This window comes from Streptomyces sp. NPDC037288, from assembly GCF_055603265.1.
Genome location: NZ_JBVJVY010000001.1, coordinates 1 through 24,267, shown reverse-complemented (window position 1 = coordinate 24,267; position 24,267 = coordinate 1). Strand labels below are relative to the sequence as shown.

Genomic DNA, 24,267 nt, shown 5'->3' with positions numbered 1-24,267 from the left:
GGCTACGCCTCCTCGGAGAACAGCGTGCGGCCCCACCAGTCGCCCGAGTCCCGGACGCCGGGCGGTACCGCGAAGACCGCCGAACCCACGTGCTGGATGTACTCGTTGAGCGCGTCGTGCGCGGACAGCTTGCGCTGCAGCGGGATGAACCCCTTGCGCACGTCCCGCTGGTAGGCCAGGAAGAACAGGCCGGCGTCCAGGCGGCCGAGGCCGTCGGTGCCGTCGGTGAAGGAGTAGCCCCGGCGCAGGATCGTGATCCCGTCGTTCGAGTCCGGGTGCGCGAGGCGCACATGCGCGTCGGGCTTCATCGCCTTCAGGAACGGCTCGTCGTGCTCCTTGGCCTTGCCGACCGGCGCGCCCTCGCGCTTGTCCCGCCCGAACACGTCCTCCTGCTCCTGCAGGGAGGTGCGGTCCCAGGTCTCGATGTTCATGCGGATGCGCCGGGCGACGAGATACGACCCTCCGGTCATCCAGGCGTCCTCGGCGCCCACGTCGCCGTCGCCGACCCACACGAACTTCTTCAGCCGGTCGGTCTCGGTGCCCGCGATGTTGCGGGTGCCGTCCTTGAAGCCCATCAGGTTGCGCGGCGTCTGCGCGTCCGGGGTGGTCGAGGAGGTCTTGCCGAAACCGAGCTGCGACCAGCGGATGGCGACCTTGCCGAAGCCGATGCGGGCGAGGTTGCGGATCGCGTGCACGGCCACCTGGGGGTCGTCCGCGCAGGCCTGGACGCACAGGTCGCCGCCGGTGCGGGACCTGTCCAGGTTGTCGCCGGGGAACTGCGGCAGGTCGGCGAGGGCCGCCGGCCGCCGGTCGCGCAGCCCGAAGTGCTCGAAGAACGAGGGCCCGAAGCCGATGGTGAGCGTCAGCCGCGAGGGCTTGAGCCCCAGCGCCTCGCCGGTGTCGTCCGGCGGTGCCTCGGTGAGTGCGCCGTAGGCGCCCTCGCCGACGGGCTTGCCGGCGGCCATCCGCCGGGCCGCCGCCGTCCAGTCCTTGAGCATCCGGACGAACTCGTCGCGGTCCTCGGTCTTCACGTCGAACGCGGCGAAGTGCAGCCGGTCCTGGACGGGCGTGGCGATGCCCGCCTGGTGGGCGCCGTGGAACTCCACCGCGCCGCCCGCCTCGGCGGCCACCGGGTCCACGTCGTTGCCGGCGTTGGCCATCGCCACCGCGCCGCCGGCCGCCGCGGCACCGAGCGCGAGCCCGGCACCGCCCCAGCCGATCAGCGCACGGCGCGACGGATTGCTCCCCTGGGTCTCGGTCATCGCCCTGTCCCCCTGCTTACTTCACGACCGCGGCGGCGAGCTTGGACAGCGGTTCGGCGAGCGCGTTCACCGAGTCCGACAGCTCCTTGCGCTGCTCCTTGGTGACCTTGTCGTAGGAGACGAAGTCATAGGAGTCCTTGTCCGAGCGGTACTTGTCGAGCACGCCGTTCAGGGCGGTGAACTGCTTGTCCAGCTCCTTGGTGAGCGCCGGGTCGTTCTTCGCGGCGACCGGCTTCAGCAGCTCGTACGCCTTCTGCGCGCCCTCCACGTTGCCCTTGAAGTCGGCCAGGTCGGTGTGCGAGTAGCGGTCCTCCTCACCGGTGACCTTGCCGGTGGCGACCTCGTCGAGCAGTTCCTTGGCGCCGTTGGCCATGGAAGTCGGCGTGATCTCGGCCTTGCCGACCCGCTGCTGCCAGTCCTTCAGGTCGCTCACCAACTGGTCGGCGAGGGCCTTCTCGTCGGCGCCGATCTTCTTGTCCGCCCAGAGGGCCTTCTCCAGCCGGTGCCAGCCCGTCCACTTGTGGCCCTTCTCCAGGCCGTCGGCGCGGGTGTCGGTCTTGGGATCGATGTCACCGAAGGACTCGGCGACCGGCTCGGTGCGCTCCCAGCCCAGACGGGAGGGCGCGTAGGCCTTCTTGGCGGCGTCGAGGTCGCCGGCCTTGATCGCCTCGGCGAAGGTCTCGGCGAGCGGCACGGTGGCGTCGGCCTGGTCCTGCGCGTACTGGCGGTAGTCGGCGACCGCCTTGTCCAGCTGCGGGTTCCGCTGCGCGTTCGTACCGCCGCCGGTCACGTCGAGCTTCTGCCGCACGCCGTGGCCCTTCATGCCGGGGCGGCAGGCGATCTCGTACGAGCCCGCCTTGATCTCGGCGGTCAGCGTGTACTCGGTGCCCGGCCCGATGTTCTCCTTCTCGGAGACGATCCGGTCGTCCGGGAAGAGGATCTCGACCTCGGTGGCCTTGGAGCCCTTGTTCTCGATCTTCAGCGTGACATGGCCGGCGGGGACCGACTTGGCGGAGGTGTCGCACTTGGAGTCGGCCGCGGTGACCTGGATCGCGTCGCCGTCCTTGGCCTCGCTCTTCGCGGTGCAGGCCGCGAGGGCGGTCAGGGCTGCCGTGGCGACGGCGGCGGTGACGGTAAGTCGGGCGGCTCGCATGCGGGCTCCAAGCGGATCTGGTGTGGTGAGGCTGGCCTAACTTACCTGAGGCTTACCTCACCTCTACCCACCCGGTTGGTGATTCAGCTCTCACGGATCGGTCGCAGATACGGCTTGATCTCGATGGCTCAAAGGAGACGCCAATAAACGGCAAAGGAAAGGCCAAGGGGTGGGAAGGTGGGCGGCATGGGGAACACGCGCAGGGAACTCCTGGGGGCCGGCCGGCTGGTGCTGGAGATCGCGCACCGGGCGGCGCCGCCCGCACTCCGCTTCGAGGCCACCGAGGACGGACGGCGGAAGGTGCTCCGGCAGGGCGAGGCGCCCGTCCTGCTCGGCGGCCTCACCGGCGACGGATGCTGCCACGACCTGCACCTGCACCGCCTGACCGGCTACCGCTCACCCCTGCCGCCCCTCCGCTCCGCCGAACTGAGGGCGACCGTCAACTGGCCGCACCGGTACGCGACATGGCTGGTGGAGGCCGCGGGAACACCCCTGGACGACGGGCGCTGGGAGCTCGCGCTGCGCACCGCCCTGCCCTCCTACGTCTGGACGTCCGACTTCGTCCGCGACTGGCCCGGCGGCAGCCTGGAGCTGTACTGCGGCGGTGGCTGGCAGGGCGTCCTGCCGTTGCGGGAACTCGCACCGCCGGACGCCCCGCGCGTGAAGGCGTACCGCAGACACGCCCGTGACGGCACCCTCGCGCCCGTCCTCCTGTGGTGGGTGCCCTTCCTCGACGGCTGGATGATTCTCGACGGCCATGACCGGGTGGCCGCCGCGCTGGCGGAGGGACGGGCCCCGGAGTGCGTGGTGCTCACACGGCTGCTCGACGAGGAGCTGTGGCGCCGCGACGCCCAGGTGATGACCGAAGGCCACCGCCGGAACATGGACCGGCTCGCCGCACGCCCCGCCACGCCCGCGCTCGAACGGCGGCGGGCGGCCATGGAGCAGGGCTACGGCGACGCGCTGGCCGGGCTGCCGTACGGCCCCTCCGGCCTGCGCACCTGGCCGCTCCCCGGCGGCGCCCCCGCCTGGGACGCGCTCGCCGCCGCCGCGATGTTTCAATTCCCCTGTGACTGACTACGACGTGCTCCGTGTCTTCTGCGGACCGAACGGCGGCTACGGCAACGAACTCGGTGTCGTCCGCGACGGCTCGGTGCTGCCCGAGCGGAGCGACCGGCAGGCGCTGGCGGCCGAACTCGGCTTCAGCGAGACCGTGTTCGTGGACGACCCCGAGCGCGGTGTGATCGACATCTACACGCCCACCCTGCGGCTGCCCTTCGCCGGGCACCCCTGCGTCGGCACGGCCTGGCTGCTCGACGTGCCCGAACTGGTCACCCCCGCCGGAGTGGCCGGCGCCCGCCTGGACGGCGAGTTCAGCTGGATCGAGGCGCGAGCGGAGTGGGCCCCGCCGCGCACCCTGCGCCAGTACGCCACCGCCGCCGAGGTCGACGCCCTCGACGTGCCCCCGGCCGGGGAGTGGATCTACGCCTGGGCCTGGGAGGACGAGGCGGCCGGCCGGGTCCGCGCCCGCGCCTTCCCCGGCCGTGGCGACGGCATCGACGAGGACGAGGCCACCGGCGCCGCCGCGCTCCTCCTCACCGACCGGCTGGGCCGCGCCCTGAACATCATCCAGGGCCGCGGCTCCCAGATCCTGACCGCACCGCAGCCGCACGGCTGGGTGGAGATCGGCGGCAGGGTGTTCCTGGAACACCGGCCGCCCTCGAACGCCGTCCGCCCTCGCATGCCGGCCGCCCTCGAACGCTAGGCGCTCAGCGGGAACTCCTCGCCCAGCGCCCGGAAGACGGCGGTGTTCAATGCGAACGCCCGCTTGCATTCCGCCACGACCCGTTGCTTGTCCAGGTCGTCCACCCGTATCCCGTCCAACAGCTCCCGGTAACCCCGCTTGAACGCGGCGGGGTTGGCGACGCCCTCGAAGACGTAGAAGCGGACGCCGTCGCCCTTCTTCGCGAAGCCCCAGGTCCGCTCCGCCTTGTCCCGGATGACCTGGCCGCCGGACAGATCGCCCAGGTAGCGGGTGTAGTGGTGGGCGACATAACCGCCGGGCCAGCGCTCGGCGCACTCCCGGACCCGGTCCGCGTACGCCCGGGTCGCGGGCAGGGCGGACAGGCCCGCCCGCCACCCCGGCCCCCGCAGATGGGCCAAGTCCCGCTCCAGCGCGGGCAGCCGGAACAGCTCGGGCCGCACGAACGGCCCCGCCACCGGATCCGCGGCCAGCCGTCCGGCCGCGGTCTCCAGCGCCTCGTACACGAACCACAACTGCTCGGTGTAGCGCGTGTACGCGTCCACGCCGAGCCTGCCGCCGAGCAGGTCGCCCATGAACGTCGAGGTCTCCGCCTCCATGTGCTGTTCGTGGGACGCGATGCGGATGAGGGACGAGAACGACTCCATGGACACTCCCCGGTTTGCCGACGACCTGTCGGTAAGTTTACCGACAGCGTGTCGGAAAATCATCAGGGCCGGGAAGGGCATGAAAAAGGCCCGCCCTCCGAAGAGAGCGGGCCGGCGGAAGCGCGGCGCTACGGCAGGGTCAGGATCTCCGCACCCGTCTCCGTCACCACCAGCGTGTGCTCGAACTGCGCGGTCCGCCTGCGGTCCTTGGTCACGACCGTCCAGCCGTCGTCCCACATGTCGTACTCGTGGGTGCCCAGCGTCAGCATCGGCTCGATGGTGAAGGTCATGCCCGGCTGCATGACCGTCGTCGCGTGCGGGCTGTCGTAGTGCGGGATGATCAGCCCGGAGTGGAACGACGAGCTGATCCCGTGCCCGGTGAAGTCCCGCACCACCCCGTACCCGAACCGCTTGGCGTACGACTCGATGACCCGGCCGATGACGTTGATCTGCCGGCCCGGCCTGACCGCCTTGATCGCGCGGTTGAGGGACTCGCGGGTCCGCTCCACCAGCAACCGGGACTCCTCGTCCACGTCCCCGACCAGGTAGGTGGCGTTGTTGTCGCCGTGCACCCCGCCGATGTACGCCGTCACGTCCAGGTTGACGATGTCGCCGTCCCTGAGGACCGTCGAGTCCGGGATGCCGTGGCAGATGACCTCGTTGACCGACGTGCACAGCGACTTCGGGAAGCCGCGGTAGCCGAGCGTGGACGGGTAGGCGCCGTGGTCGCACATGTACGCGTGCGCCACCTTGTCCAGCTGGTCCGTGGTGACCCCGGGCGCGATGATCTTCGCGGCCTCCTCCATCGCCTGCGCGGCGATACGGCCGGCGATCCGCATCGCCTCGATGGTCTCCGCGGTCTGCACCTCCGGCCCGGTGTACGGCGCCGGCGCGGGCTTGCCGACGTACTCGGGGCGGCGGATGTTTCCGGGAACCGGACGGGTGGGAGACAGCTCCCCTGGAACGAGCAGCGACTGGCCAGACATGCCAGCGAGTCTATCGAGCGGACATGGGGGAACATGTCGGTGGCGAGAGGAGCTGTTCATGGCCCTGTTCAAGAAGCGCACCGCCGGCAAGCCGGGCGAGTGGTACTACTGCCTGGAGCACAAGAAGGTCGAGGAGGGCCCGGACTGCCCCGGCAAGGACCGCTTCGGGCCTTACACCTCTCCCCAGGAGGCCCAGCGCGCGATGGAGACCGCCGCCGAGCGCAACCTCCAGTGGGAGAACGACCCGCGCTGGCACGACGCGTCCACGACGGGCGACACCGACGACGCGTGAGGGCGGGGGTCCGAGGGCGGGGGTCAGGCCCGCACGGCGGCGCGGCGTTCACGCATCCGCAGTGCGTGTTCACTGGTCCGGGCGTCGTACGTCATGAGATCCGGCAGGCACAGCGCCAGCAGCCCCATCGCACCCGCGCACGCCAGCCCGCCTGAGACGACGGAGGTCCGTACGCCCGCCCAGGCGGCCAGACCACCCGCCCGGACCTGGCCCAGCTGCGGGCCGACCGAGTAGGACAGCAGCTCGATCCCGGCGAGCCGGCCGCGCAGCTCGTCCGGGACCGTCTGGAGAGGCGGCGGAAGTCCGCGGAGGCCTTCCAGGGGGAGAGGTCGGGCAGGAGGGCGCGGGTCACTGAGGCATGTTCGGCCGACCGGGATCAGCAGGCAACTGTATTTCGCCTCGGGGCGGCCGCGCCCCTCACCAGGGGGCGGGCGGCGGTGCCGTCAGGATCTCCGTCAGTCTTGCCAGCCGGTCCCGGAATCCCCGCCGCACCCTCGGAGGGCCACCGTTCTCCCCGGCCGCCGCGCTGACCAGGTGCTGGACCGTGTCCAGGTCCAGCTCCGCCCCCTCCGGCACGGTCAGCGTGTCGTGCGCCATCGCGGCGAGTTCTCCCCCGCCGGAGCCCAACGCCAGCACCGTCACCCCGGTCCGCCGAGCCGCGTGGACGTGCTCCAGCAGCGGCGCGGGCTCCTCGGGCGCCACCACCAGCAGGGTCTCCCCGCGCCGCGCCGCCTCGATCCGGCCCGGTCCGACGGCCAGGTGAGGCGGGTCGCAGGGGCGCGCATGATGGCGTACCAGGGTCGGGGCCAGCTCCGGCGTGCCGGACCACGCCGCCTCGTCCGTCAGGTGCGCGGCCAGATGCCACGGCTCGTACTCCGGCGTGCCCACCAGCAGCAGACCGCCCCCGTGCGCCACCACCGACCCGCGCAGCACCCCCGCGAACCGCCGGGTGGCCCCCAGCCACTCGGTCCCGGCGAGCACTTCCCTGAGCAGCGCGACCCGTACGGCGTCCATGCGCCCGCATCCTGCCGCAACCGGCTACTCGTGACGTGGAGTTCACACGGAATTCGCCCGCCCCGGGGACGTGCACCACCTCACCCGCCCCCTGTGCATCGCCAGGAGCCGCCCGACGACCGGCACCACCGTCCCCTTCCGCGCCGGGCACGAGGGCTGCGCCGGCTTCCGGATACCGGCGACCCCGCCTTCCGCGTCCTGACGACGATCCGCGTCTCCGCCGGCGGCGGCACCACCCGGCGCACGGCCTTCACCGCCGACGGGCCGCCCGCCGCCTGCTCCGACCTGGTCCGCGTCGACCGTGACCCGGTGGGACTGCCGTACGAGACCGGTGACTTCAGCGCCTACGAGACGATCACCTTCCGCCGGGTTCCCGGGCGCCGGCTCGCCTGAGCCGGTGCCGCCCGCGCCGCGGACGTAGGCTCACCTCCATGACCTCTACCGACAGCGCACAGACCCCTGCCAAGGCCCCCGCCAAGGACCCCTGGGACCTGCCCGACGTCTCCGGGTACGTCGTCGGCGTGCTCGGCGGCACCGGACCGCAGGGCAAGGGCCTCGCCTACCGGCTCGCCCGGGCCGGCCAGAAGGTGATCATCGGGTCCCGTGCCGCCGAGCGCGCCCGGGCCGCCGCCGGGGAACTCGGTCACGGCGTCGAGGGCGCGGACAACGCCGAGACCGCGCGCCGCAGCGACATCGTGATCGTCGCCGTCCCGTGGGACGGCCACGGCGACACGCTGAAGTCCCTGCGCGAGGAGCTGGCCGGCAAGCTCGTCGTGGACTGCGTCAACCCGCTCGGCTTCGACAAGAAGGGCGCCTACGCCCTCAAGCCCGAGGAGGGCAGCGCAGCCGAGCAGGCCGCCGCCCTGCTGCCGGACTCCCGGGTCACCGCCGCCTTCCACCACCTGTCGGCCGTCCTGCTCCAGGACCCGGAGACCGAGCAGATCGACACCGATGTCATGGTGCTGGGTGAGGAGCGGGCCGATGTCGAGATCGTGCAGGCCCTCGCCGGGCGCATCCCCGGGATGCGCGGCATCTTCGCCGGGCGGCTGCGCAACGCCCACCAGGTCGAGTCGCTCGTCGCGAACCTGATCTCCGTCAACCGCCGCTACAAGGCGCACGCCGGGCTCCGCGTCACGGACGTGTGACCTCATGGGGGACACTGGTGACCTCAGCAGTGTCCCCCCGACAGGATCCGGAGCCGACCCCATGCCCCGCATCGCCCTCTACACCCTCGTCGTGTGCGTCCTCTCCGTGGCCGCCGCCGTCGTCTCCTTCCTCCAGGGCAGCTGGCTGGGGATCGTGTGGGTGCTGCTGGCGGGCCTGACGTCCAACATGACCTGGTACTACGTCAAGCGCGGCCGGACCGCCGCCGGGCAGGGCAAGTCCGTCACGGGTTGACCTGGCAGATCTCGGGGGTGCCCTGCCAGAAGCGGTACAGCTCCTGACCGCAGTAGCGCGGGAAGTCGCCCACGCCCAGATGCTGCAGAAGCGCGTCTATGACGTCGAAGAACACGGTGTTGACCGACGGCACCCACAGCAGCGCGAACACGAACAGCAGGCCGAACGGCGCGAACGGCTCCACCTGGCGCTTCACCTTGTACGACAGCCAGGGCTCGATGACGCCGTAGCCGTCCAGGCCCGGCACCGGCAGGAAGTTCAGGATCGCGGCCGTCACCTGGAGCAGGGCCAGGAACGCCAGCGCGTACTGGAAGTCGGCGGGGACGCCGTCCAGGCCGTGCAGCCAGAACGGTGCGGTGCACACGGCCGCGAACAGCACGTTCGTCAGCGGACCCGCCGCCGAGATCAGGCTGTGCCGCCAGCGGCCCCGGATCCGGCCGCGCTCGATGAACACCGCGCCACCCGGCAGACCGATCCCGCCCATGATCACGAAGAGCACCGGGAGCACGATGCTCAGCAGCGCGTGCGTGTACTTCAGCGGGTTCAGCGTGAGGTAGCCCTTGGCGCCGACCGTGATGTCCCCGCTGTGCAGGGCGGTGCGCGCGTGCGCGTACTCGTGCAGGCACAGGGAGACGATCCAGGCCGCCGTCACGAACAGGAACACCGCGACGCCCGGCTGCGCCGCGTACCCGCTCCAGGTGGCCCAGCCCGTCACCGCCGTCACGGCCAGGATCCCGGCGAACACCGGACTGACTCGGCGTTCGCCGCGGCGGGTGGTGGCGGTGGTCATCGGCAGACTCCTGTGCGGACGGGGACGGTCGAGTGCGACCGTACCGGCCGCGCACGCGAGGGGGAAACGTCTCGCGCTCGCCGTCCGGTTCCTGGAAACCTGGGGGGATGCCAGGGATGAGGGTGTTCTACGAGGACCGGCAGAGGGAGTGCCGCGGCAGGCCGTTCGGCGTGGGCCAGGAAGTCGGCCGGCGGCTGGTTACCGTCGACGAGGAGGAGGCGTGGGTGGAGAACCACGGCGGCCCGAACCGGAAGACCGTCGGCGCACGGACCCTGGAGCCCGTCGACAGGTGTCCCAGGTGGTTCCGGGGCTTCCGGGGCTTCCGGGAGGAGGAGCGGCCGCCGCGGCGGGTTCCGTACCGTGTCCGCATCGCCGTCGGCGCCCTCGTCACCCTCGACGTCCCCGACGGCGCACCGGCGCAACGCCGTGACCGCCCCTGACTGTTCCGGAGACAATGGACCCCGTGCGCTATCGCCTGCTCGGCACCACCGAGGTACTCCGCCCCGACGGTACGGCCGTCCCGGTCGGCGGGGCGCGGCTGCGTGCCCTGCTGGGCGTGCTCGCGCTGCGGACCGGTCGGACCGTGCCCGTGGGCGTGCTGGTCGACGAGGTGTGGGGCGCCGAGCCGCCCGCCGACGCCGCCGGGGCGCTCCAGGCACTCGTCGGCCGGCTGCGCCGCACCCTCGGCGCGGACGCCGTCGCCTCCGCCGAGGGCGGCTACCGCCTCACCGGCACGCCCGACGACGTCGACCTCACCCGCTTCGAGCGGCTGACCGGCGACGGCCTCGCCGCACTCGCCGACGGAGACCCGGCCAAGGCCGCCGCCGTCCTCGACGACGCGCTCGCCCTGTGGCGCGGTCCCGCCCTCGCCGACCTGCCCGACCACACGGCCGAGGCGGCCCGCTGGGAGACCCGCCGCCGCGACGCCCTGCGCGCCCGGCACACCGCCGCCCTCGCCCTCGGGCACGCCGAGCGGTCCCTGCCCGAGCTGACCGCCCTGTGCGACGACCACCCGCTCGACGAGCCGCTGCAGGCGCTGCGGCTGCGCGCCCTGCGCGACACCGGCCGCCCGGCCCAGGCACTCGCCGCCTACGAGGACGTACGACGGCTGCTCGCGGACCGGCTCGGCTCCGACCCCGGCCCCGAACTGCGCACCCTGCACGCGGAGTTGCTGCTCACGGAGGCTCCGCCCGAGCCCGAGCGCCGGGTCCTCGGCAACCTGCCCGCCCGGCTGACCTCCTTCGTCGGCCGGGAAGCCGACATCGAGGCCATCGGCGCCGATCTCGCCGCCGCCCGCCTGGTCACCCTGCTCGGGCCCGGCGGCGCCGGGAAGACCCGGCTGTCCCAGGAGGCCGCCGAAGCGGTACGGCACACCGTCCGGGACGGGGTGTGGCTGGCCGAGCTCGCACCCGTGGACGACCCCGACGCCGTACCGCAGGCCGTGCTCACCGCGATCGGCGCCCGCGAGACCGTGCTGCACGGCGCCGGCGCCGAGACCATCCGCGCGGTCGCCGACCGCTACGACGACCCCCTCGAACGGCTCGTGGAGCACTGCGCGCGGCGCCGGATGCTGATCGTGCTCGACAACTGCGAGCATGTCGTCGAGGCCGCCGCCCACCTCACCGAGCGGCTGCTGGCCCGCTGCCCCGGGCTGACCGTCCTCGCCACCAGCCGGGAACCCCTCGGTGTGCCGGGGGAGCTGGTGCGTCCGGTGGAGCCGCTGCCGGAGCCGGTCGCGCTGCGGCTGCTCGCCGACCGGGGCGCGGCGGCCCGGCCCGGATTCCGTACCGGGGACGATCCCGGGGCGTGCGCCGAGATCTGCCGGCGGCTGGACGGACTGCCCCTCGCGATCGAACTGGCGGCGGCGCGGCTGCGCATGCTCACCCCGCGCCAGATAGCCGACCGCCTCGACGACCGCTTCCGGCTGCTCACCTCCGGCAGTCGCACCGTGCTGCCCCGCCAGCAGACCCTGCGGGCCGTCGTGGACTGGTCCTGGGAACTGCTCGACACGGACGAACGGGACGTCCTCGCCCGGCTGTCCGTTTTCGCGGGCGGCTGCGACCTGGCCGCCGCCGAGGCCGTGTGCGGGCCCGTCGCCCTGGACGCACTCGGCTCGCTGGTCGACAAGTCCCTGGTGGTGGCCGCGCCTTTGCCAGGCGAGGGGGCCGACGGCGGGATGCGCTACCGGCTCCTGGAGACCGTCGCCGAGTACGCCGGCGAACGGCTGGACGAGATGGGCCGCCGCGCCGACGCCGAGCGCGCCCACCTGACGTACTACCGCGAACTCGCCCGCGTCACCGACGGGTTGCTGCGCGGCCGGGAGCAGCGGACCGCCGTCGACCGGTTCCAGCTGGAGTACGAGAACCTGCGCACCGCGCTGCGGCACGCCGTCGCCGCCCGGGACGAGCAGGAGGCGCTGTGCCTGGTGCTGTCCCTGGTGGTCTTCTGGCAGATGCGGGACCAGCGCATCGAGACCCGCACGTGGTGCGAGGAGGTCATGGCGCTCGGCCCCGACCCCTTCGCCGTGCCGGTGCGGCCCGCCCCGCCGCTGTGGCAGCGCTGCACCGACGCCCCGCCCCCGTACACCGGTGACGTCCTCGCCGAGGCCCGGCGCGGCGTCCATCTCGCGCATCTCTCCTGCATGGACCACGACATGGAGACGTGGCAGACGCCCGAGGCGCAGGCCAAGCTGCGCGCCATCGTGGAGACCTACGAGCCCGGGCTGCCGCAGACCTGCCGGGTGCCCGGCCTGCTCTGGTTCTTCGCCGTCATGCTGACCGGCGGGGCCGAGCGGATGTGGGCCGTCATCGACGCCTGCGTCCAGACCTGCCGCGACACCCCCGGTTTCGAGTGGGAACTGGCCCTGACCCTGCAGTTGCGCGCCAACCTCCGCGCCAACCGCGCCGCCTGGGCCGGCAACGCCACCCGCGACGCCGAGGAGTCGCTGGAGATCTTCCGCCGCCTCGACGACGCCTGGGGTACCGCGGAGGCGCTGTCCGCCCGCGGCGAGGCCCATGAACGCCAGGGTGCCTACCGCGAGGCCGCCGAGGACTACCGGGCGGCCATCGAACACGCCGAACGCCTCGGCGCCCGCGGCCAGATGGCCATCCTCCGCGCTCGCCTCGGCAGCGTGCTCATGGAGACGGGCGACCGGGAGCGCGGCGAACAACTGCTCCGGGACGTCATCGCGAGCCAGGAAGGCTCCCTCAACGAGGCGATGCCCGCCGCCCGGCTCTTCCTCGGCTGCTGGCTGGGCCTGACCGGTCGCATCCCCGAGGCCCGGGAGCAACTGCGCCTGCTGCGCGAGGAGTTCAAGATCTCACACTTCGTCGTCTTCGACTCCATGATCCTCTGCCAGGAGGCCTGGCTCGACGCTCTCGACGGTCAGGCCGGGGCCGCCCTGGACCGGTGCCGGCGGGCGCTGCGCCTCACCTGCGAACCGCTGGCCCAGGCGATCGCCCCGCACCTGAACTCCGTCTGCCTCACCACCGCGGCGACGGCCCTCGCCGGACTGGACGGCGGCAGCCGCGCCGCCGACGCCGCCCGCTGCCTGGGCGCCGCCGACGCCCTGCTGCCGGCCGGCCACATCCTCTCCGGCGTCGAGCTGCGGTGCCACGACCTGGCCGAGGCCCGGATCCGCCAGGTCCTGGACGAGCCGGTCTACCGGGCCGCGTACGCCGAGGGCGGTGGCCTCTCCCTCTCGGAGGCCACCGCCCTGATCTGAGCCACGGCTCAGCTCTTGGTGCGGAACTTGTGGATGGCGACCGGTGCCATGACCGCCGTGATGGCCGCCGACCAGGCCAGCGTCACCCACAGGGGATGCGCGACCGGTCCGCCGACCATCAGGCCGCGGGCCGCGTCCGCGAGCGTGGACAGCGGGTTGTAGTCGGTGAAGTGCTGCAGCCAGCCCGGCATCGACCTCGGCGGCGCGAAGATCGAGGACCCGAACTGCAGCGGGAACAGCACCAGGAAGCCCATCGCCTGCACGGACTGCGCGTTCTTCAGGATCACGCCGAGGGTGAGGAACACCCACATGATCGAGGAGGCGAACAGCGCGGACAGACCCACGGCCGCGAACAGACCGGCCCAGTGGTGGATGTGGAACCCGACCAGCACGGCGACGACCATCAGCACGGTCGTGGCGAACAGCATGCGGGCCAGCTCGACGGCGATCTTCGCGAACAGCACGGACCCGCGGCCGATCGGCAGCGACCGGAACCGGTCCATGACGCCGCTGTTGAAGTCCTGGCTGAACCCGGTGCCGACGCCCTGCGACAGGGTCATGCTCATCATCGCGATCATGCCGGGGATGACGTACTGCACGTACTGGCCCTGGCCGCCGCCCAGCGCCTGCCCGATCGAGCCGCCGAAGACGTACACGAACAGCAGCGTGAAGACGACCGGCATCAGCAGCGCGTCGAACATCGACTCGGGGTCCTGGCGGATCCAGAGCAGGTTGCGGCGGATGAGCGCGCCGGTGTGCCGCAGGTGCCCGCGCAGCGGGATGCGGACGTCGGTGTCGGTGACAATGGCGGCGCTCATACGGCGACCTCCTGGCGGGCTTCGGCGGGCGTGGTGTCCTGCGGGGCACTGGCGCGGTGGCCGGTGAGGGACAGGAACACCTCGTCCAGGCTGGGCAGTTCGGTGCTGATGGAGGAGATGGTGATGCCGCGCGCGGTGACCGCGCCGACCACGGCCGTCAGCTGTTCGTCGCTGAGGATCGGCACCAGCAGCGTCCCGGTCTCGGCGTCCACGGTGGTGCCGGCGAGCCCGGTGACGCCCAGTTCGTCCAGCATGCCGGCGAGCGGGCGCAGCTGCAGCGGGTCGACCGGCCGGACCCGGAGGGTGCGCCCGCCGACGCGGGCCTTCAGCTCCTCGATGCCGCCGGTGGCGATGACCTTGCCGCGGTCCACGACCGTCAGCTCGGAGGCGAGTTGCTCGGCCTCCTCCATGTACTGGGTGGTCAGCAGCACGGTGACACCGTCGCCGACCATCGCCTTCACCTCGTCCCACACCTCGTTGCGGGTACGGGGGTCGAGTCCGGTGGTCGGCTCGTCGAGGTAGAGCACGGCCGGCCGGCCGATCATCGAGGCGGCGAGATCCAGCCGTCGCCGCATACCACCGGAGTACGTGCTCGCCGGCCGCCTGGCCGCCTCCGTCAGGGAGAACCGCTCCAGCAGCTCGTCGGCGCGGGCGCGGGCGTCCTTTCGGGACAGGTCCAGCAGCCGGCCGATCATGTACAGGTTCTCCCAGCCGGGGAGCTTCTCGTCGACGGAGGCGTACTGCCCGGTGAGGCCTATCACCCGGCGCAACTGCCGCGGCTGCCGTACGACGTCGTACCCGGCCACGGTGGCCTGGCCGGCGTCCGGGGTGATCAGGGTGGACAGAATCCGTACGAGGGTGGTCTTGCCGGCGCCGTTCGGGCCGAGCACACCCATCACGGTGCCCTCGCGCACGTCCAGGTCCACACCGTCCAGCGCCTTGGTCTCGCCGTAGTGCTTGACCAGTCCCCGTACCGTCACTGCGTGGCTTGCGCCGACGGGGTTGTCATCGATTCGCGTCATGCGTCAGACAGTGCCAGCGCCCACCGACAAACCACCGACAAGCCACCGACAGCCACCGACAAGTTCCCGACGACCACCGCGACCGTCCATCGAGGAACCACGACGCCGAGCGACCACCTCCGCGGGAGCGGCGCCGGCTCAGGCGCAGGAACGGGTCAGCCCGCCGACGGGGGAAGATCGGCGGGCTGCCCGGTGTTGCCGCGATGGCTCAGTGGACGGAGTGTTCCTCCAGCGGGAACGTCCCGCCGACGACGTCCTCCGCGAACGCCTTCGCCGCGCTGCCCATGACCTCACGGAGGTCCGCGTACTTCTTGACGAACTTCGGGACCCGGCCGGAGGTCAGCCCGAGCATGTCCGTCCAGACCAGCACCTGTGCGTCCGTCTCGGGACCGGCGCCGATCCCCACCGTCGGAACGTGCAGCACCCGCGTCACCTCGGCCGCCAGCTCCGCCGGCACCAGCTCCAGGACGACCGCGAAGGCACCCGCGTCCTGCACCGCCTTCGCGTCCCGCAGCAGCTGCTGCGCCGCCTCCTCGCCGCGGCCCTGCACGCGGTAGCCCATCGCGTTGACGGACTGCGGGGTCAGCCCGATGTGGGCCATGACCGGGATGCCGGACTCCACCAGCAGCCGGATCTGCTCGTGCGAGCGCTCGCCGCCCTCCAGCTTGACCGCGCCGACCCCGGCCTCCTTCACCAGCCGGGTCGCCGAGCGCAGCGCCTGCACCGGGCCCTCCTGGTAGGAACCGAAGGGGAGGTCGCCGACGATCAGGGCGCGCTGCGTGCCGCGGACCACGGCCGCCGACAGCATCGTCATCTCGTCGAGGGTGACGGGCACGGTCGTCTCGTACCCGAGGTGGCAGTTGCCCGCCGAGTCGCCGACCAGGATCACCGGGATCCCGGCCTCGTCGAACACGGACGCGGTCATCGCGTCGTAGGCGGTGAGCATGGGCCACTTCTCGCCCCGCTCCTTGGCGAGCGTGATGTCGCGGACGGTGATGCGGCGGGTGCCCTTCCCCCCGTACAGCGCCTTGCTGCCGTCGGAAGGCTTGTTCTGGGCAGCCGAAAGCTGCGTCATGGCAACGGCTCCTTCAGTCATCTCGAGGCGCCCTGACGGCGTCCCCGGATCGTCTCCATGGTGGCACCTCGTGCCAGTCAGGACCAGAGGGGGCCCTTGTGATCCCCGCCCGGGACCACAGGGCCGCCGCGTGTAAGGCCTTGGTAAAGAACTAAGATACGAGACCGTTCCGTATCGAAATGGTCGTAGGCTCGAACACATGACAAGTCCCGTCCCTGCCTCCCGGATACCGGAAGCGGTGCACCGGCGCCGCTGGGCGATCCTCGGCGTGCTCATGCTCAGCCTGCTGATCGTGGTGCTCGACAACTCGATCCTGAACGTCGCCATCAAGACCATCTCCAGCCCCGCGCCGACCGGCCTCGGCGCCACCCAGGGCCAGATCGAGTGGGCGATCAACGCCTACACCCTCGTCTTCGCCGGCCTGCTGTTCACCGCCGGCCTCATCGGCGACCGCCTCGGCCGCAAGAGGGTGCTCCTCGGCGGCATCGCCGTGTTCGGCATCGGCTCGATGCTCGCCGCCGAGTCCGGCTCGCCGGGCCAGCTGATCGCCTACCGCGCCCTGATGGCCCTCGGTGCCGCCTTCGTGATGCCCGCCACCCTCGCCGTCCTGATGAACGTCTTCGAGCGCGAGGAGCAGCCCAAGGCCATCGGCATCTGGGCCGGCGGCGTCGGCCTCGCCATCGCCATCGGGCCGATCACCGGCGGCGCGCTCCTCGACCACTTCTGGTGGGGCTCGGTCTTCTTCGTCAACGTGCCGATCGTGATCGTCGCGCTGGTGCTGATGACCTGGCTGGTGCCCGACTCCCGCGACCCCCGGCCGGGCCGCCTCGACCCCGTCGGCGTCGTCCTGTCCGTCGTCGGCCTGGTCCTGCTGGTCTACGGCATCATCAAGGGCGGCGAGCTCGCCGACTTCACCGACGCCAAGGTGCTGGCGACGATCCTCGCCGGTCTCGCCGTGCTGGCCGGTTTCGTCGTCTTCGAGAAGCGCAGCGACCACCCGTCGCTCGACGTGACCTACTTCAAGAACAAGGTCTTCTCGGCCGCCATGAGCGCCATCGCGCTGGTCTTCTTCGCGCTGATGGGCGTCACGTTCTTCGGCGTCTTCTACACCCAGAGCGTGCGCGGCTACTCCCCGCTGGAGTCCGGTGTGCTGATGCTGCCGCTCGCCGCCGCCCAGCTGATCTTCGCGCCGCGCGCCCGGCTGCTGGTCGACCGGTTCGGCAACAAGGCCACCACCACCGCCGGCCTGGTGCTGATCGCGGTGACGCTGGCCATGTTCGCCACCTTCGAGGCCGACACGCCGATCTGGCTGCTCGAGGTCGTCTTCTTCCTCATGGGCACCGGCATGGCGCACATCATGACGCCGACCTCGGTCGTCATCATGCAGGCGCTGCCGCGCGAGAAGGCCGGCTCCGCCTCCGCGCTCAGCAACACCTTCCGCCAGGTCGGCGGCGCGCTCGGCATCGCCGTCCTCGGCTCGGTGCTCGCCACCTCGTACCGCAACGGCATCGAGGGCAAGCTCGGCATGCTGCCGCCCGCCCTGCGCGACAAGGCCGCCGAGTCCATCGAGGCCACCCTCGGCATCGCCGGCAAGCTCGGCCCGCGGGGCAAGGCCCTGGTCACGCCCGCCGACGACGCGTTCCTGCACGCCATGCACGTCACCGCGCTGTGCGGGGTGGGCGTCGCACTGATCGGCGCCGTCGTCACGGCCCTGTTCCTGCCGGGCAAGCCGCCCGCCGCGGAGCGGGGCGAGAAGGAAGCGGAGTTGGTCGCGGCCGCCGACTGACGAGACCGCGGCTCCACGGGGGAAGGAGGCGGCTGCGGGACAATTCCCGCAGCACAGTGAGAGGACGGATCGACGTGAGCCTTGCCGAAAGCCGGCCGCGCCCGGTCGGCCCCGTACGGGGCAGGCCCCGTAGCGAGGCCGTGGAACGCGCCATCATCGAGGGCGTGATGAAGCTCCTGGAGGACGGCGTCTGCCTCGCCGAACTCTCCATCGAGCGCATCGCCCGCACCGCCGGGGTCGGCAAGGCCACCATCTACCGCCGCTGGAGCGGCAAGGAGGAACTCTTCATCGACGTGGTACGCGCCGTTGAACCCGCCGACCCCGAACTCCCCGGCGTGTCCATGCGCGACGACCTCGTCGTCCTGCTGGAGAACCTGCGCCAGCGCGGCCTCGCCAGCCGGACGTCGGCGATCCTGCACAACGCCCACGCCCAGATGAAGAGCAGCCCCAGGATCTGGGCCGCGTACCACGCGAACGTCGTCGCGCCGCGGCGCGTCCTCGGTCTGGAAGTGCTGCGCCGCGGCCAGCGCAACGGCGAACTCCGGGCGGACGTCGACCTGGAACTGGCCAACGACATGCTCGTCGGCCCCATGCTCACCCGGGCCGTGCTGCGCCCGGACGCCGAGCTGCCCGAGGGCCTGGCCGAGCAGATCGTCGACACGGTCCTGGAAGGCCTACGGCCCGTCAGCTCGACAGCCTCGTAGCACTCATGTGCGCGTTTCGTCACAGACCCCGGCTGTCGGGGAGTGAACGGAACTCCCCGCCCCGCCTCGTACGTCCTCGTCTTCCGTACGGCCGTCATGGGACGGCGGGAACGGAGCCGATCATCCCCTAGGGTCGGAAGAACACGGGGACGACGGTGTGCACGGCAGGCAGTGAGGCAGGCGGTATGGCGCAGCAGGCGTACATGACGGAGACGGCGGACGGCGGCTCGGGGCCCGAGCGACCGGGATCCCGGCTTCGGCGCCTGATGCACCGCCTGCTCGCCGGCTGGCGCGGGGATCCACGGGTCTGGCGCCGCGGCATCATCCTCGCGGTCCTCGCCCTGCTCCTCGCCCTGGTGATGCTGGTGCACTCGCGCATCCCGAACCGGCTGGGCAACCTCGGCAGTCTGACCGAGACGTTTCTGCCCTGGCTCGGCCTCGCCATCCCGGTCCTGCTGCTGCTCGGCCTGATCCGGAAGTCGGCGACCGCGCTCATCGCCGTACTGCTCCCGGCGATCGTGTGGCTGAACCTCTTCGGCGGGCTGCTCACCGACAAGTCGGGCTCGGGCGGCGACCTGATGGTGGCGACCCACAACGTCAACGCCGACAACCCCGACCCCGCCGTGACCGCCCAGGACGTCGCCTCCTCCGGCGCCGACGTCCTGGCCCTGGAGGAGGTCCCCGGTGCGGCCGTGGCCGTCTACGAGAAGGCGCTCGCACCGACGTACCGGTACCACGCGGTCGTCGGCACGGTCGGCCTGTGGAGCAGGTACCCGATGAGCGATGTGCAGGCGGTGGACATCAAGCTCGGCTGGAAGCGCGCGATGCGGGCCAACGTCACCACCCCGCACGGCCCCATCGCGGTGTACGTCGCCCACATGCCCTCGGTGCGGGTGAAGGTGGAGGCCGGGTTCACCGCCCGCCAGCGCGACAAGAGCGCCGACGCGCTCGGCGAGGCCATCGCCGACGAGCCCCTGAAGCGGGTCGTCCTGCTCGGTGACCTGAACGGCACGATGAACGACCGCTCGCTCAACGCCGTCACCTCCCAGATGCGTTCCACGCAGGGCGCGGCGGGCAGCGGTTTCGGGTTCAGCTGGCCGGCGTCGTTCCCGATGGCGCGGATCGACCAGATCATGGTCCGGGGCGTGGAGCCGGAGAGCTCCTGGACACTGCCGCGCACCGGCAGCGACCACCTTCCGGTGGCCGCCCGTGTGAAGCTGGACACATCCTCGTAACCCGGTGGAACAACGGGCCTGAGAGATTTTGTTCCGTTGCTGAACATAGGCTGTACGGAACTCCGCTCTCCTTGACTCTCACGTGGAAAGGCACAGGCCCTTCATGCCCCTGGCCCTGCTCGCCCTGGCCGTCGGCGCTTTCGGAATAGGTACGACCGAGTTCGTGATGATGGGGCTGCTCCCCGACGTCGCGGACGACCTGCACATCTCCATCCCCACCGCCGGACACCTGGTATCGGCGTACGCGCTGGGCGTGGTGATCGGCGCCCCGCTGCTCGCCGCGCTCACGGCCCGCATGTCCCGCCGCACGGTCCTGATCGCCCTGATGGCCCTGTTCGTGGCGGGCAACGCCCTGTCGGCGTTCGCCCCCGGCAACGGCTCCCTCCTCGCCGCCCGCTTCCTCAGCGGCCTGCCGCACGGTGCCTTCTTCGGCGTGGGCGCGGTCGTGGCGACGTCGATGGTCCCGCCGGAGCGCAAGGCCCGCTCCGTCTCCCTGATGTTCCTCGGCCTGACCGTCGCCAACATCGCGGGCGTGCCGGTGGCGACGCTGGTCGGCCAGCACCTGGGCTGGCGTGCGACGTTCCTGGGCGTGAGCGTGATCGGCCTGGCGGCGATCGCCTCGCTGGCCCTGCTGATCCCGCGGGACCGGGCACACGCCGCCTCGTCGGCCGGCCTGCGCGGCGAACTGGCCGCCCTGCGTTCCCTCCCGGTCTGGCTGGCCCTCGGTACGACGGTGGCGGGCTTCGGCGCGCTCTTCGCGGCCTACAGCTACGTCACCCCGATGCTGACGGACGCGGCGGGCTACGCCGAGACGAACGTGACCCTGCTGCTCGCGTTGTTCGGTGTGGGCGCCACGGCGGGCAACCTGCTGGGCGGCCGGCTGGCCGACCACTCCCTGCGGGGCACACTGTTCGGCGGCCTGGCTTCTCTGGCCGCGGTCCTGCTGCTCTTCCCGCTGCTCATGCGCGCGGAGTGGACCGCGGCCCTGGCGGTGGCGCTGCTGGGCATGGCGGCGTTCATCACGGGTTCACCCCTCCAGCTGATGGTGATGGAGAAGGCGGCAGCGGCCCCGTCCCTGGCCTCCTCCGCCAACCAGGCGGCCTTCAACCTGGCGAACGCCGGCGGCGCCTGGATCGGCGGCCTCGCCCTCGCGGCGGGCTTCGGCACGACGTCCCCCGCGCTGGCGGGCGCGATGCTGGCGGTGCTGGGGCTGGGCGTGGCGAGCGTGGCGTACGCGGTGGACCGGCGCCGGGCGACTCCGTCGGCGGGGCGGGTCGTCAGCTCGCACGTGCCGGAGGGGTCGGGGGCGCTGCACCACTGACTTCCGTGCCGCCCGCCCACCCGACTCGGTCGGCCGGGCAGTGAGGTGAAGTCCGCTGCTGTGGCCCCACGCCTGCCAGTTGCCGTCGGACCGCTCGCTTCCCGACACTGGCCCAAGAAGCGGGCGGCCCCACGGCAACTTCACAGCTCGCACCAGACCGTCTTCCGGTCGGCCCACTGCTCCACGCCCCACCGTTCGGCGAGCGCCTCGAGCAGCGCCAACCCCCGCCCGGACTCCGCCACTTCTGTTGCGGACAGCAGGACGGGCAGGGCGAGCGGGGCGGGGTCGGTCACCTCGATGCGGGTACGGCCGTGATCCGCCGCCGTACCGATGACCCGTACGGTCACCGGTGTGCCCTCGCCCACGTGGTCGATCACGTTCGTCAGTAACTCCGTCGCGCACAGACGGACCTCGAAGCCGTGTCCACGGAGGTGGTGCCGCAGTTTCGGCGCGGCCTTCGGCGTGGCGAGCAGACGGAGTTCGAGCACGGTCCTCACCGGCCCGCCGTCTTCCTGAGCGCGGCGGCCAGCGCCCGCGCCGTGGCCGTGTTGCAGTTCCCGAGCGTGACGAGTCCGGCGGGCGGGGCGTACGTACCCGCGAAGCTCGGCAGATCCACGCGGAGGGACGGAAGCGTGATGCCGTGCAGGGCGAGGGCGGAGCGGAGGTCCTCGACGCAGAGGGTCACGTCGAAGGCGGTGGGGGAGTGGTCGGACATGGTTGTCGGTGACCTTCTGTGCGGTGTGTGACGTACTCCTCACAGACTGTCGCGCTGCTCGCTACCGTAAAAGAGGTTTCGCGTTCGCGACCAGGGCAGCGAAAGGTGAGCGATGGCACGGCGCAAGGACATCGACGGCTCGATGAGCGTCCCGACCTTCTACGGCAAGGAGTTGCGGTGGAAGAGGGAGGCGGCGGGCCTGTCGCTGGAAGCGTTCCTCGAGGGCAGCTTCTACGGCAAGACCTACCTCAGCGACATCGAGCGCGGGGAGCGGAGGATGCCGCTCGACCTGGCCCGGCATGCGGATCGGGTACTGGAGACGGACGGGTTCTTCGAGCGGAACTGTGAGGACGTGCGGAAGGCTAAGAGGGCTGGGCATGCCGAGTACTTCGCGAAGGTACTGGAGGCGGAGAAGCACGCCCTGACCATCGAGGAGTGGAGCCCCAACCTCTTCCCGGGGCTGCTTCAGACTCCGGCCTACGCGAGGGCCGTCATCCTGGCGGGCCTTCCGCTGTCCGCCGACGCCGAGGTGGAGGAGAAGGTCAGGGCCCGGAGGGCGCGCGCTGACCTCTTCGAAGCGGACCACCACACCCCGGAGTACTGGGCCATCCTGCACGAGTCGTTGCTCACCGAACCGCTCCTGGAGTGCCAGGAAATGGCCGAACAGCTCGATCACATCGCGGAGTTGGCGGACCGGCGCCGGATCACTCCGCAGATCGTTCCGCGGAAGCAGAAGGCGTATCCCCTGATGGCCGCCTCCGTCATGACCATGACGTTCCCGGATGCCCCGCCACTGGTGTACACCGAGGCGTCCTACACCGGGGACACCATCGATGATCCAGCCTTCGTGGAGCAGTACCGCAAGGCATACGATCGGCTCAGGGCCGTCGCGCTGTCACCAGACACGTCCCTCGCCATGATCAAGGCAGCGGCAGAGGATTACCGAAATGGCAAGCAACCGGATCGACTTGAGTGAAGTGCTCTGGCTCAAGAGCAGCTACAGCAACGAAAGCGGCGGCAACTGCGTCGAAGTAGCCCCCAACATCCCCGCCCTCGTCCCCGTCCGCGACTCGAAGGTCCCCGGCGGCCCCACCCTCCTCCTCACCCCCACCGCCTGGACCCCCTTCATCACCGCGCTGAAGTCCCGCTGAGGTCGGTTACCGCCGCCAGGGCAGGGTCTTCTCCAGTACTCCCCCGACACGGCCCGCGACGTCCTGTCCCGCAGCGAAGGTGAGTACGCCGGCGACGACGAGGCTCCAGCGCAGGCTTCCGGCCACTGCTGTCTGTTGGGCGAGTGGGGGGAGCAGGGGCAGGAGCACGCCGCAGGCGATCAGCACCAGCGGCGGCCAGGCCCGTACCACGGCCTGGTAGACCCTGCGTACGACGGTCACCGACTCGGGGGCGTTGGCGAGCAGTGCCTCCCGGTCTCCGGTGGCGAACGCCTCGGCCGCCGCCAGCAGGGAGGCGACGATCCGGTCCGCGTCCGCCACGGTGTGCGCGGTGGCCACGGCTTCCTGGTGGGCGCGGAGGACAGCCGCCAACCGCAGCCCGTCCTGCCGGAGTCGGCGCCGCACAGGCAGGGGGGCCCGGCCCGGTGCGGTCATCGTTCGCTGGGCGGCCAGGGCGAGTGATTCGAGCTGGTGGCAAGCGAGGCGGGCCGTGGCGGCGGGGAGGTGCCGGCGGCTGTCGCGGTGCAGGGTGGCGGCCAGGCGCACGGTATGGATCAGCAGGCTGTCGTAGGGGCGGCAGCGGCGGGTCGTCGTTCTGTTGACGAGGACGGCCATGACCAGCCGGAACACCGACACGTCCAGGGAACAGCAGCAGGCAAAGAGCCAGCCGGCGACTGCGGCCGACGTAAGGACCCCGGTGACGGTGCGGTGCAGGGGGAGGGCGACGGGCAGGGAGAGCGCGGGGACGAGCAGGTCGGCCACCATCACGTCGGGGCCGTCGATCCGGCGGTACCGATGCCGCGCAACCCGGCGGATCAGGAGCTGTAGGAGCCCGGCCAGAACGGCTCCGCCCAGCCAGGCGAAAAGGGCGTGTGCCGTCAGAGCTGGACCGTAGGGGCCGTTGTGTTTGCCGTTCTGGAAGAGGGCGGTGATCTCCATGCCTGCGGTCACGACCGTCGGCGTCAGCAGCCCCACGATCGAGAACACCGCGTATTCGTCCACGTTGAGCCGGGGGTTGCGCCACCGCAGCGACGCGAAGAGGACCGCCGGGCGCAGGGCGCCGCGCTCGGGCTCGTCGAGCGGAAGGAGGTCGAATGCGTGCAGGTCGTCTCGGACGCTCACCTCAAGGGCGCGGACCTGCCGCGCGCGGTCGCTGCCGATGCTGATCGGAACATGGAGCCCGTTGGAGAGCAGGCGCAGCTCAGGGGGTGGTGGTAAGTCCGCCATGCAGGCATCGTAGGGCCGGACGGCAAGAGGGGGCGTGGGGGGTGGGGGAACCCCCACCCCCCCCCCCCCCCCCCGGGTCAGCGTGTTGGTGTTTTTTTTCCGACTGCCAGTAAACGTTCGCCGGCGAGCCCCCGCCCATCACATCGTTGTCGTCCCTCCCCACGGAG

At 71.5% G+C, this 24,267-nt stretch carries 25 protein-coding genes and 2 pseudogenes; 14 read left to right on the top strand and 13 right to left on the bottom strand.

The window, feature by feature from the left end; translation table 11 throughout:
• Positions 1-2: 2 nt before the first annotated feature.
• The gene (efeB, locus tag ACZ7GZ_RS00135; protein ID WP_471019167.1) at positions 3-1,262 is read right to left on the bottom strand and encodes an iron uptake transporter deferrochelatase/peroxidase subunit; all 1,260 of its coding nucleotides are present in this window, start codon (positions 1,260-1,262) and stop codon (positions 3-5) included.
• Positions 1,263-1,278: 16 nt separating this feature from the next.
• Positions 1,279-2,415: an iron uptake system protein EfeO gene (gene efeO / locus ACZ7GZ_RS00130; RefSeq protein WP_471019163.1), complete on the bottom strand. Its 1,137-nt coding sequence runs from the start codon at positions 2,413-2,415 to the stop codon at positions 1,279-1,281.
• 186 nt (positions 2,416-2,601) lie between these two features.
• Here efeO and ACZ7GZ_RS00125 point away from each other — a divergent pair, with 186 nt between their 5' ends.
• Both ACZ7GZ_RS00125 and ACZ7GZ_RS00120 read left to right on the top strand, forming a co-directional pair.
• Positions 2,602-3,492 (top strand): hypothetical protein, encoded by an 891-nt coding sequence (locus tag ACZ7GZ_RS00125; RefSeq protein WP_471019160.1) that lies wholly within the window; start codon positions 2,602-2,604, stop codon positions 3,490-3,492.
• A complete protein-coding gene (locus tag ACZ7GZ_RS00120; protein ID WP_471019157.1) occupies positions 3,485-4,180 on the top strand; it encodes a PhzF family phenazine biosynthesis protein in 696 nt (231 codons plus the stop codon). Before ACZ7GZ_RS00125 ends, ACZ7GZ_RS00120 begins: the two co-directional genes overlap by 8 nt.
• On the opposite strand, the gene ACZ7GZ_RS00115 is transcribed toward ACZ7GZ_RS00120, so the two are convergent.
• Together ACZ7GZ_RS00115 and map are read right to left on the bottom strand one after the other, a co-directional pair.
• Complete coding sequence (locus tag ACZ7GZ_RS00115; protein WP_471019153.1) at positions 4,177-4,824, bottom strand: biliverdin-producing heme oxygenase; 648 nt, start codon at positions 4,822-4,824, stop codon at positions 4,177-4,179. The genes ACZ7GZ_RS00120 and ACZ7GZ_RS00115 overlap by 4 nt on opposite strands.
• A 128-nt stretch (positions 4,825-4,952) precedes the next feature.
• Positions 4,953-5,810, bottom strand: coding sequence for a type I methionyl aminopeptidase (map, locus tag ACZ7GZ_RS00110; RefSeq protein WP_471019150.1), 858 nt, complete (start codon positions 5,808-5,810; stop codon positions 4,953-4,955).
• A gap of 58 nt (positions 5,811-5,868) precedes the next feature.
• On the opposite strand from map, the gene ACZ7GZ_RS00105 reads away from it, so the two are divergent.
• Positions 5,869-6,102: a hypothetical protein gene (locus ACZ7GZ_RS00105; RefSeq protein ID WP_471019147.1), complete on the top strand. Its 234-nt coding sequence runs from the start codon at positions 5,869-5,871 to the stop codon at positions 6,100-6,102.
• Between the two features lie 23 nt (positions 6,103-6,125).
• On the opposite strand, the pseudogene ACZ7GZ_RS00100 reads toward ACZ7GZ_RS00105, so the two are convergent.
• Positions 6,126-6,389, bottom strand: a pseudogene (locus tag ACZ7GZ_RS00100) (MFS transporter); the annotation flags it as partial.
• Between the two features lie 130 nt (positions 6,390-6,519).
• Entirely contained in the window at positions 6,520-7,116 is a 597-nt protein-coding gene (locus tag ACZ7GZ_RS00095) for a hypothetical protein (protein WP_471019144.1), read from the bottom strand.
• Between the two features lie 180 nt (positions 7,117-7,296).
• Between ACZ7GZ_RS00095 and ACZ7GZ_RS00090 the strand changes: the two are divergent.
• The 3 genes and pseudogenes from ACZ7GZ_RS00090 to ACZ7GZ_RS00080 form a co-directional block, all read left to right on the top strand.
• A pseudogene (locus ACZ7GZ_RS00090) lies at positions 7,297-7,509 on the top strand (sialidase family protein); the annotation flags it as partial.
• A 38-nt stretch (positions 7,510-7,547) separates the two neighbouring features.
• Complete coding sequence (gene npdG / locus ACZ7GZ_RS00085) at positions 7,548-8,261, top strand: NADPH-dependent F420 reductase (RefSeq protein WP_471019141.1); 714 nt, start codon at positions 7,548-7,550, stop codon at positions 8,259-8,261.
• A gap of 61 nt (positions 8,262-8,322) precedes the next feature.
• Positions 8,323-8,514, top strand: coding sequence for a hypothetical protein (locus ACZ7GZ_RS00080; RefSeq protein ID WP_471019138.1), 192 nt, complete (start codon positions 8,323-8,325; stop codon positions 8,512-8,514).
• Here ACZ7GZ_RS00080 and ACZ7GZ_RS00075 read toward each other — a convergent pair.
• On the bottom strand, positions 8,504-9,304 hold the full coding sequence (locus ACZ7GZ_RS00075; RefSeq protein WP_471019133.1) for a site-2 protease family protein: 801 nt from the start codon (positions 9,302-9,304) through the stop codon (positions 8,504-8,506). The genes ACZ7GZ_RS00080 and ACZ7GZ_RS00075 overlap by 11 nt on opposite strands.
• Before the next feature lie 116 nt (positions 9,305-9,420).
• On the opposite strand from ACZ7GZ_RS00075, the gene ACZ7GZ_RS00070 reads away from it, so the two are divergent.
• Complete coding sequence (locus ACZ7GZ_RS00070) at positions 9,421-9,744, top strand: hypothetical protein (RefSeq protein ID WP_471019128.1); 324 nt, start codon at positions 9,421-9,423, stop codon at positions 9,742-9,744.
• A 14-nt stretch (positions 9,745-9,758) separates the two neighbouring features.
• Entirely contained in the window at positions 9,759-13,028 is a 3,270-nt protein-coding gene (locus ACZ7GZ_RS00065; RefSeq protein ID WP_471019125.1) for an AfsR/SARP family transcriptional regulator, read from the top strand.
• Positions 13,029-13,036: 8 nt separating this feature from the next.
• Here the strand turns inward: ACZ7GZ_RS00065 and ACZ7GZ_RS00060 are convergent, their stop codons facing one another.
• The 3 genes from ACZ7GZ_RS00060 to panB all read right to left on the bottom strand — a co-directional run bounded on the left by ACZ7GZ_RS00060 (position 13,037) and on the right by panB (position 15,943).
• Entirely contained in the window at positions 13,037-13,846 is an 810-nt protein-coding gene (locus tag ACZ7GZ_RS00060) for an ABC transporter permease (protein WP_471019122.1), read from the bottom strand.
• Complete coding sequence (locus tag ACZ7GZ_RS00055) at positions 13,843-14,868, bottom strand: ATP-binding cassette domain-containing protein (RefSeq protein WP_471019118.1); 1,026 nt, start codon at positions 14,866-14,868, stop codon at positions 13,843-13,845. Before ACZ7GZ_RS00055 ends, ACZ7GZ_RS00060 begins: the two co-directional genes overlap by 4 nt.
• A 208-nt stretch (positions 14,869-15,076) precedes the next feature.
• A complete protein-coding gene (gene panB / locus ACZ7GZ_RS00050; protein ID WP_471019115.1) occupies positions 15,077-15,943 on the bottom strand; it encodes a 3-methyl-2-oxobutanoate hydroxymethyltransferase in 867 nt (288 codons plus the stop codon).
• Positions 15,944-16,142: 199 nt separating this feature from the next.
• On the opposite strand from panB, the gene ACZ7GZ_RS00045 reads away from it, so the two are divergent.
• The 4 genes from ACZ7GZ_RS00045 to ACZ7GZ_RS00030 all read left to right on the top strand — a co-directional run bounded on the left by ACZ7GZ_RS00045 (position 16,143) and on the right by ACZ7GZ_RS00030 (position 20,989).
• Positions 16,143-17,729, top strand: coding sequence for an MFS transporter (locus ACZ7GZ_RS00045; RefSeq protein ID WP_471019114.1), 1,587 nt, complete (start codon positions 16,143-16,145; stop codon positions 17,727-17,729).
• 74 nt (positions 17,730-17,803) lie between these two features.
• Positions 17,804-18,433 carry a TetR/AcrR family transcriptional regulator gene (locus ACZ7GZ_RS00040; RefSeq protein WP_471019111.1) on the top strand — a complete coding sequence of 210 codons (630 nt, stop codon included), beginning with the start codon at positions 17,804-17,806 and terminating at the stop codon, positions 18,431-18,433.
• A 266-nt stretch (positions 18,434-18,699) separates the two neighbouring features.
• The gene (locus ACZ7GZ_RS00035; RefSeq protein ID WP_471020144.1) at positions 18,700-19,668 is read left to right on the top strand and encodes an endonuclease/exonuclease/phosphatase family protein; all 969 of its coding nucleotides are present in this window, start codon (positions 18,700-18,702) and stop codon (positions 19,666-19,668) included.
• A 103-nt stretch (positions 19,669-19,771) separates the two neighbouring features.
• Complete coding sequence (locus tag ACZ7GZ_RS00030) at positions 19,772-20,989, top strand: MFS transporter (protein ID WP_471019108.1); 1,218 nt, start codon at positions 19,772-19,774, stop codon at positions 20,987-20,989.
• Positions 20,990-21,129: 140 nt separating this feature from the next.
• Here ACZ7GZ_RS00030 and ACZ7GZ_RS00025 read toward each other — a convergent pair whose 3' ends face one another.
• Positions 21,130-21,486 carry an ATP-binding protein gene (locus tag ACZ7GZ_RS00025; protein ID WP_471019106.1) on the bottom strand — a complete coding sequence of 119 codons (357 nt, stop codon included), beginning with the start codon at positions 21,484-21,486 and terminating at the stop codon, positions 21,130-21,132.
• Positions 21,483-21,704: a hypothetical protein gene (locus tag ACZ7GZ_RS00020; protein WP_471019103.1), complete on the bottom strand. Its 222-nt coding sequence runs from the start codon at positions 21,702-21,704 to the stop codon at positions 21,483-21,485. The genes ACZ7GZ_RS00025 and ACZ7GZ_RS00020 overlap by 4 nt, the downstream gene beginning before the upstream one ends.
• 112 nt (positions 21,705-21,816) lie before the next feature.
• Here ACZ7GZ_RS00020 and ACZ7GZ_RS00015 point away from each other — a divergent pair, with 112 nt between their 5' ends.
• Both ACZ7GZ_RS00015 and ACZ7GZ_RS00010 read left to right on the top strand, forming a co-directional pair.
• Positions 21,817-22,680 (top strand): helix-turn-helix domain-containing protein, encoded by an 864-nt coding sequence (locus ACZ7GZ_RS00015; RefSeq protein ID WP_471019101.1) that lies wholly within the window; start codon positions 21,817-21,819, stop codon positions 22,678-22,680.
• Complete coding sequence (locus tag ACZ7GZ_RS00010) at positions 22,652-22,855, top strand: DUF397 domain-containing protein (RefSeq protein ID WP_471019098.1); 204 nt, start codon at positions 22,652-22,654, stop codon at positions 22,853-22,855. Before ACZ7GZ_RS00015 ends, ACZ7GZ_RS00010 begins: the two co-directional genes overlap by 29 nt.
• 6 nt (positions 22,856-22,861) lie before the next feature.
• Here ACZ7GZ_RS00010 and ACZ7GZ_RS00005 read toward each other — a convergent pair whose 3' ends face one another.
• A complete protein-coding gene (locus ACZ7GZ_RS00005; protein WP_471019096.1) occupies positions 22,862-24,100 on the bottom strand; it encodes a hypothetical protein in 1,239 nt (412 codons plus the stop codon).
• Positions 24,101-24,267: the final 167 nt, after the last annotated feature.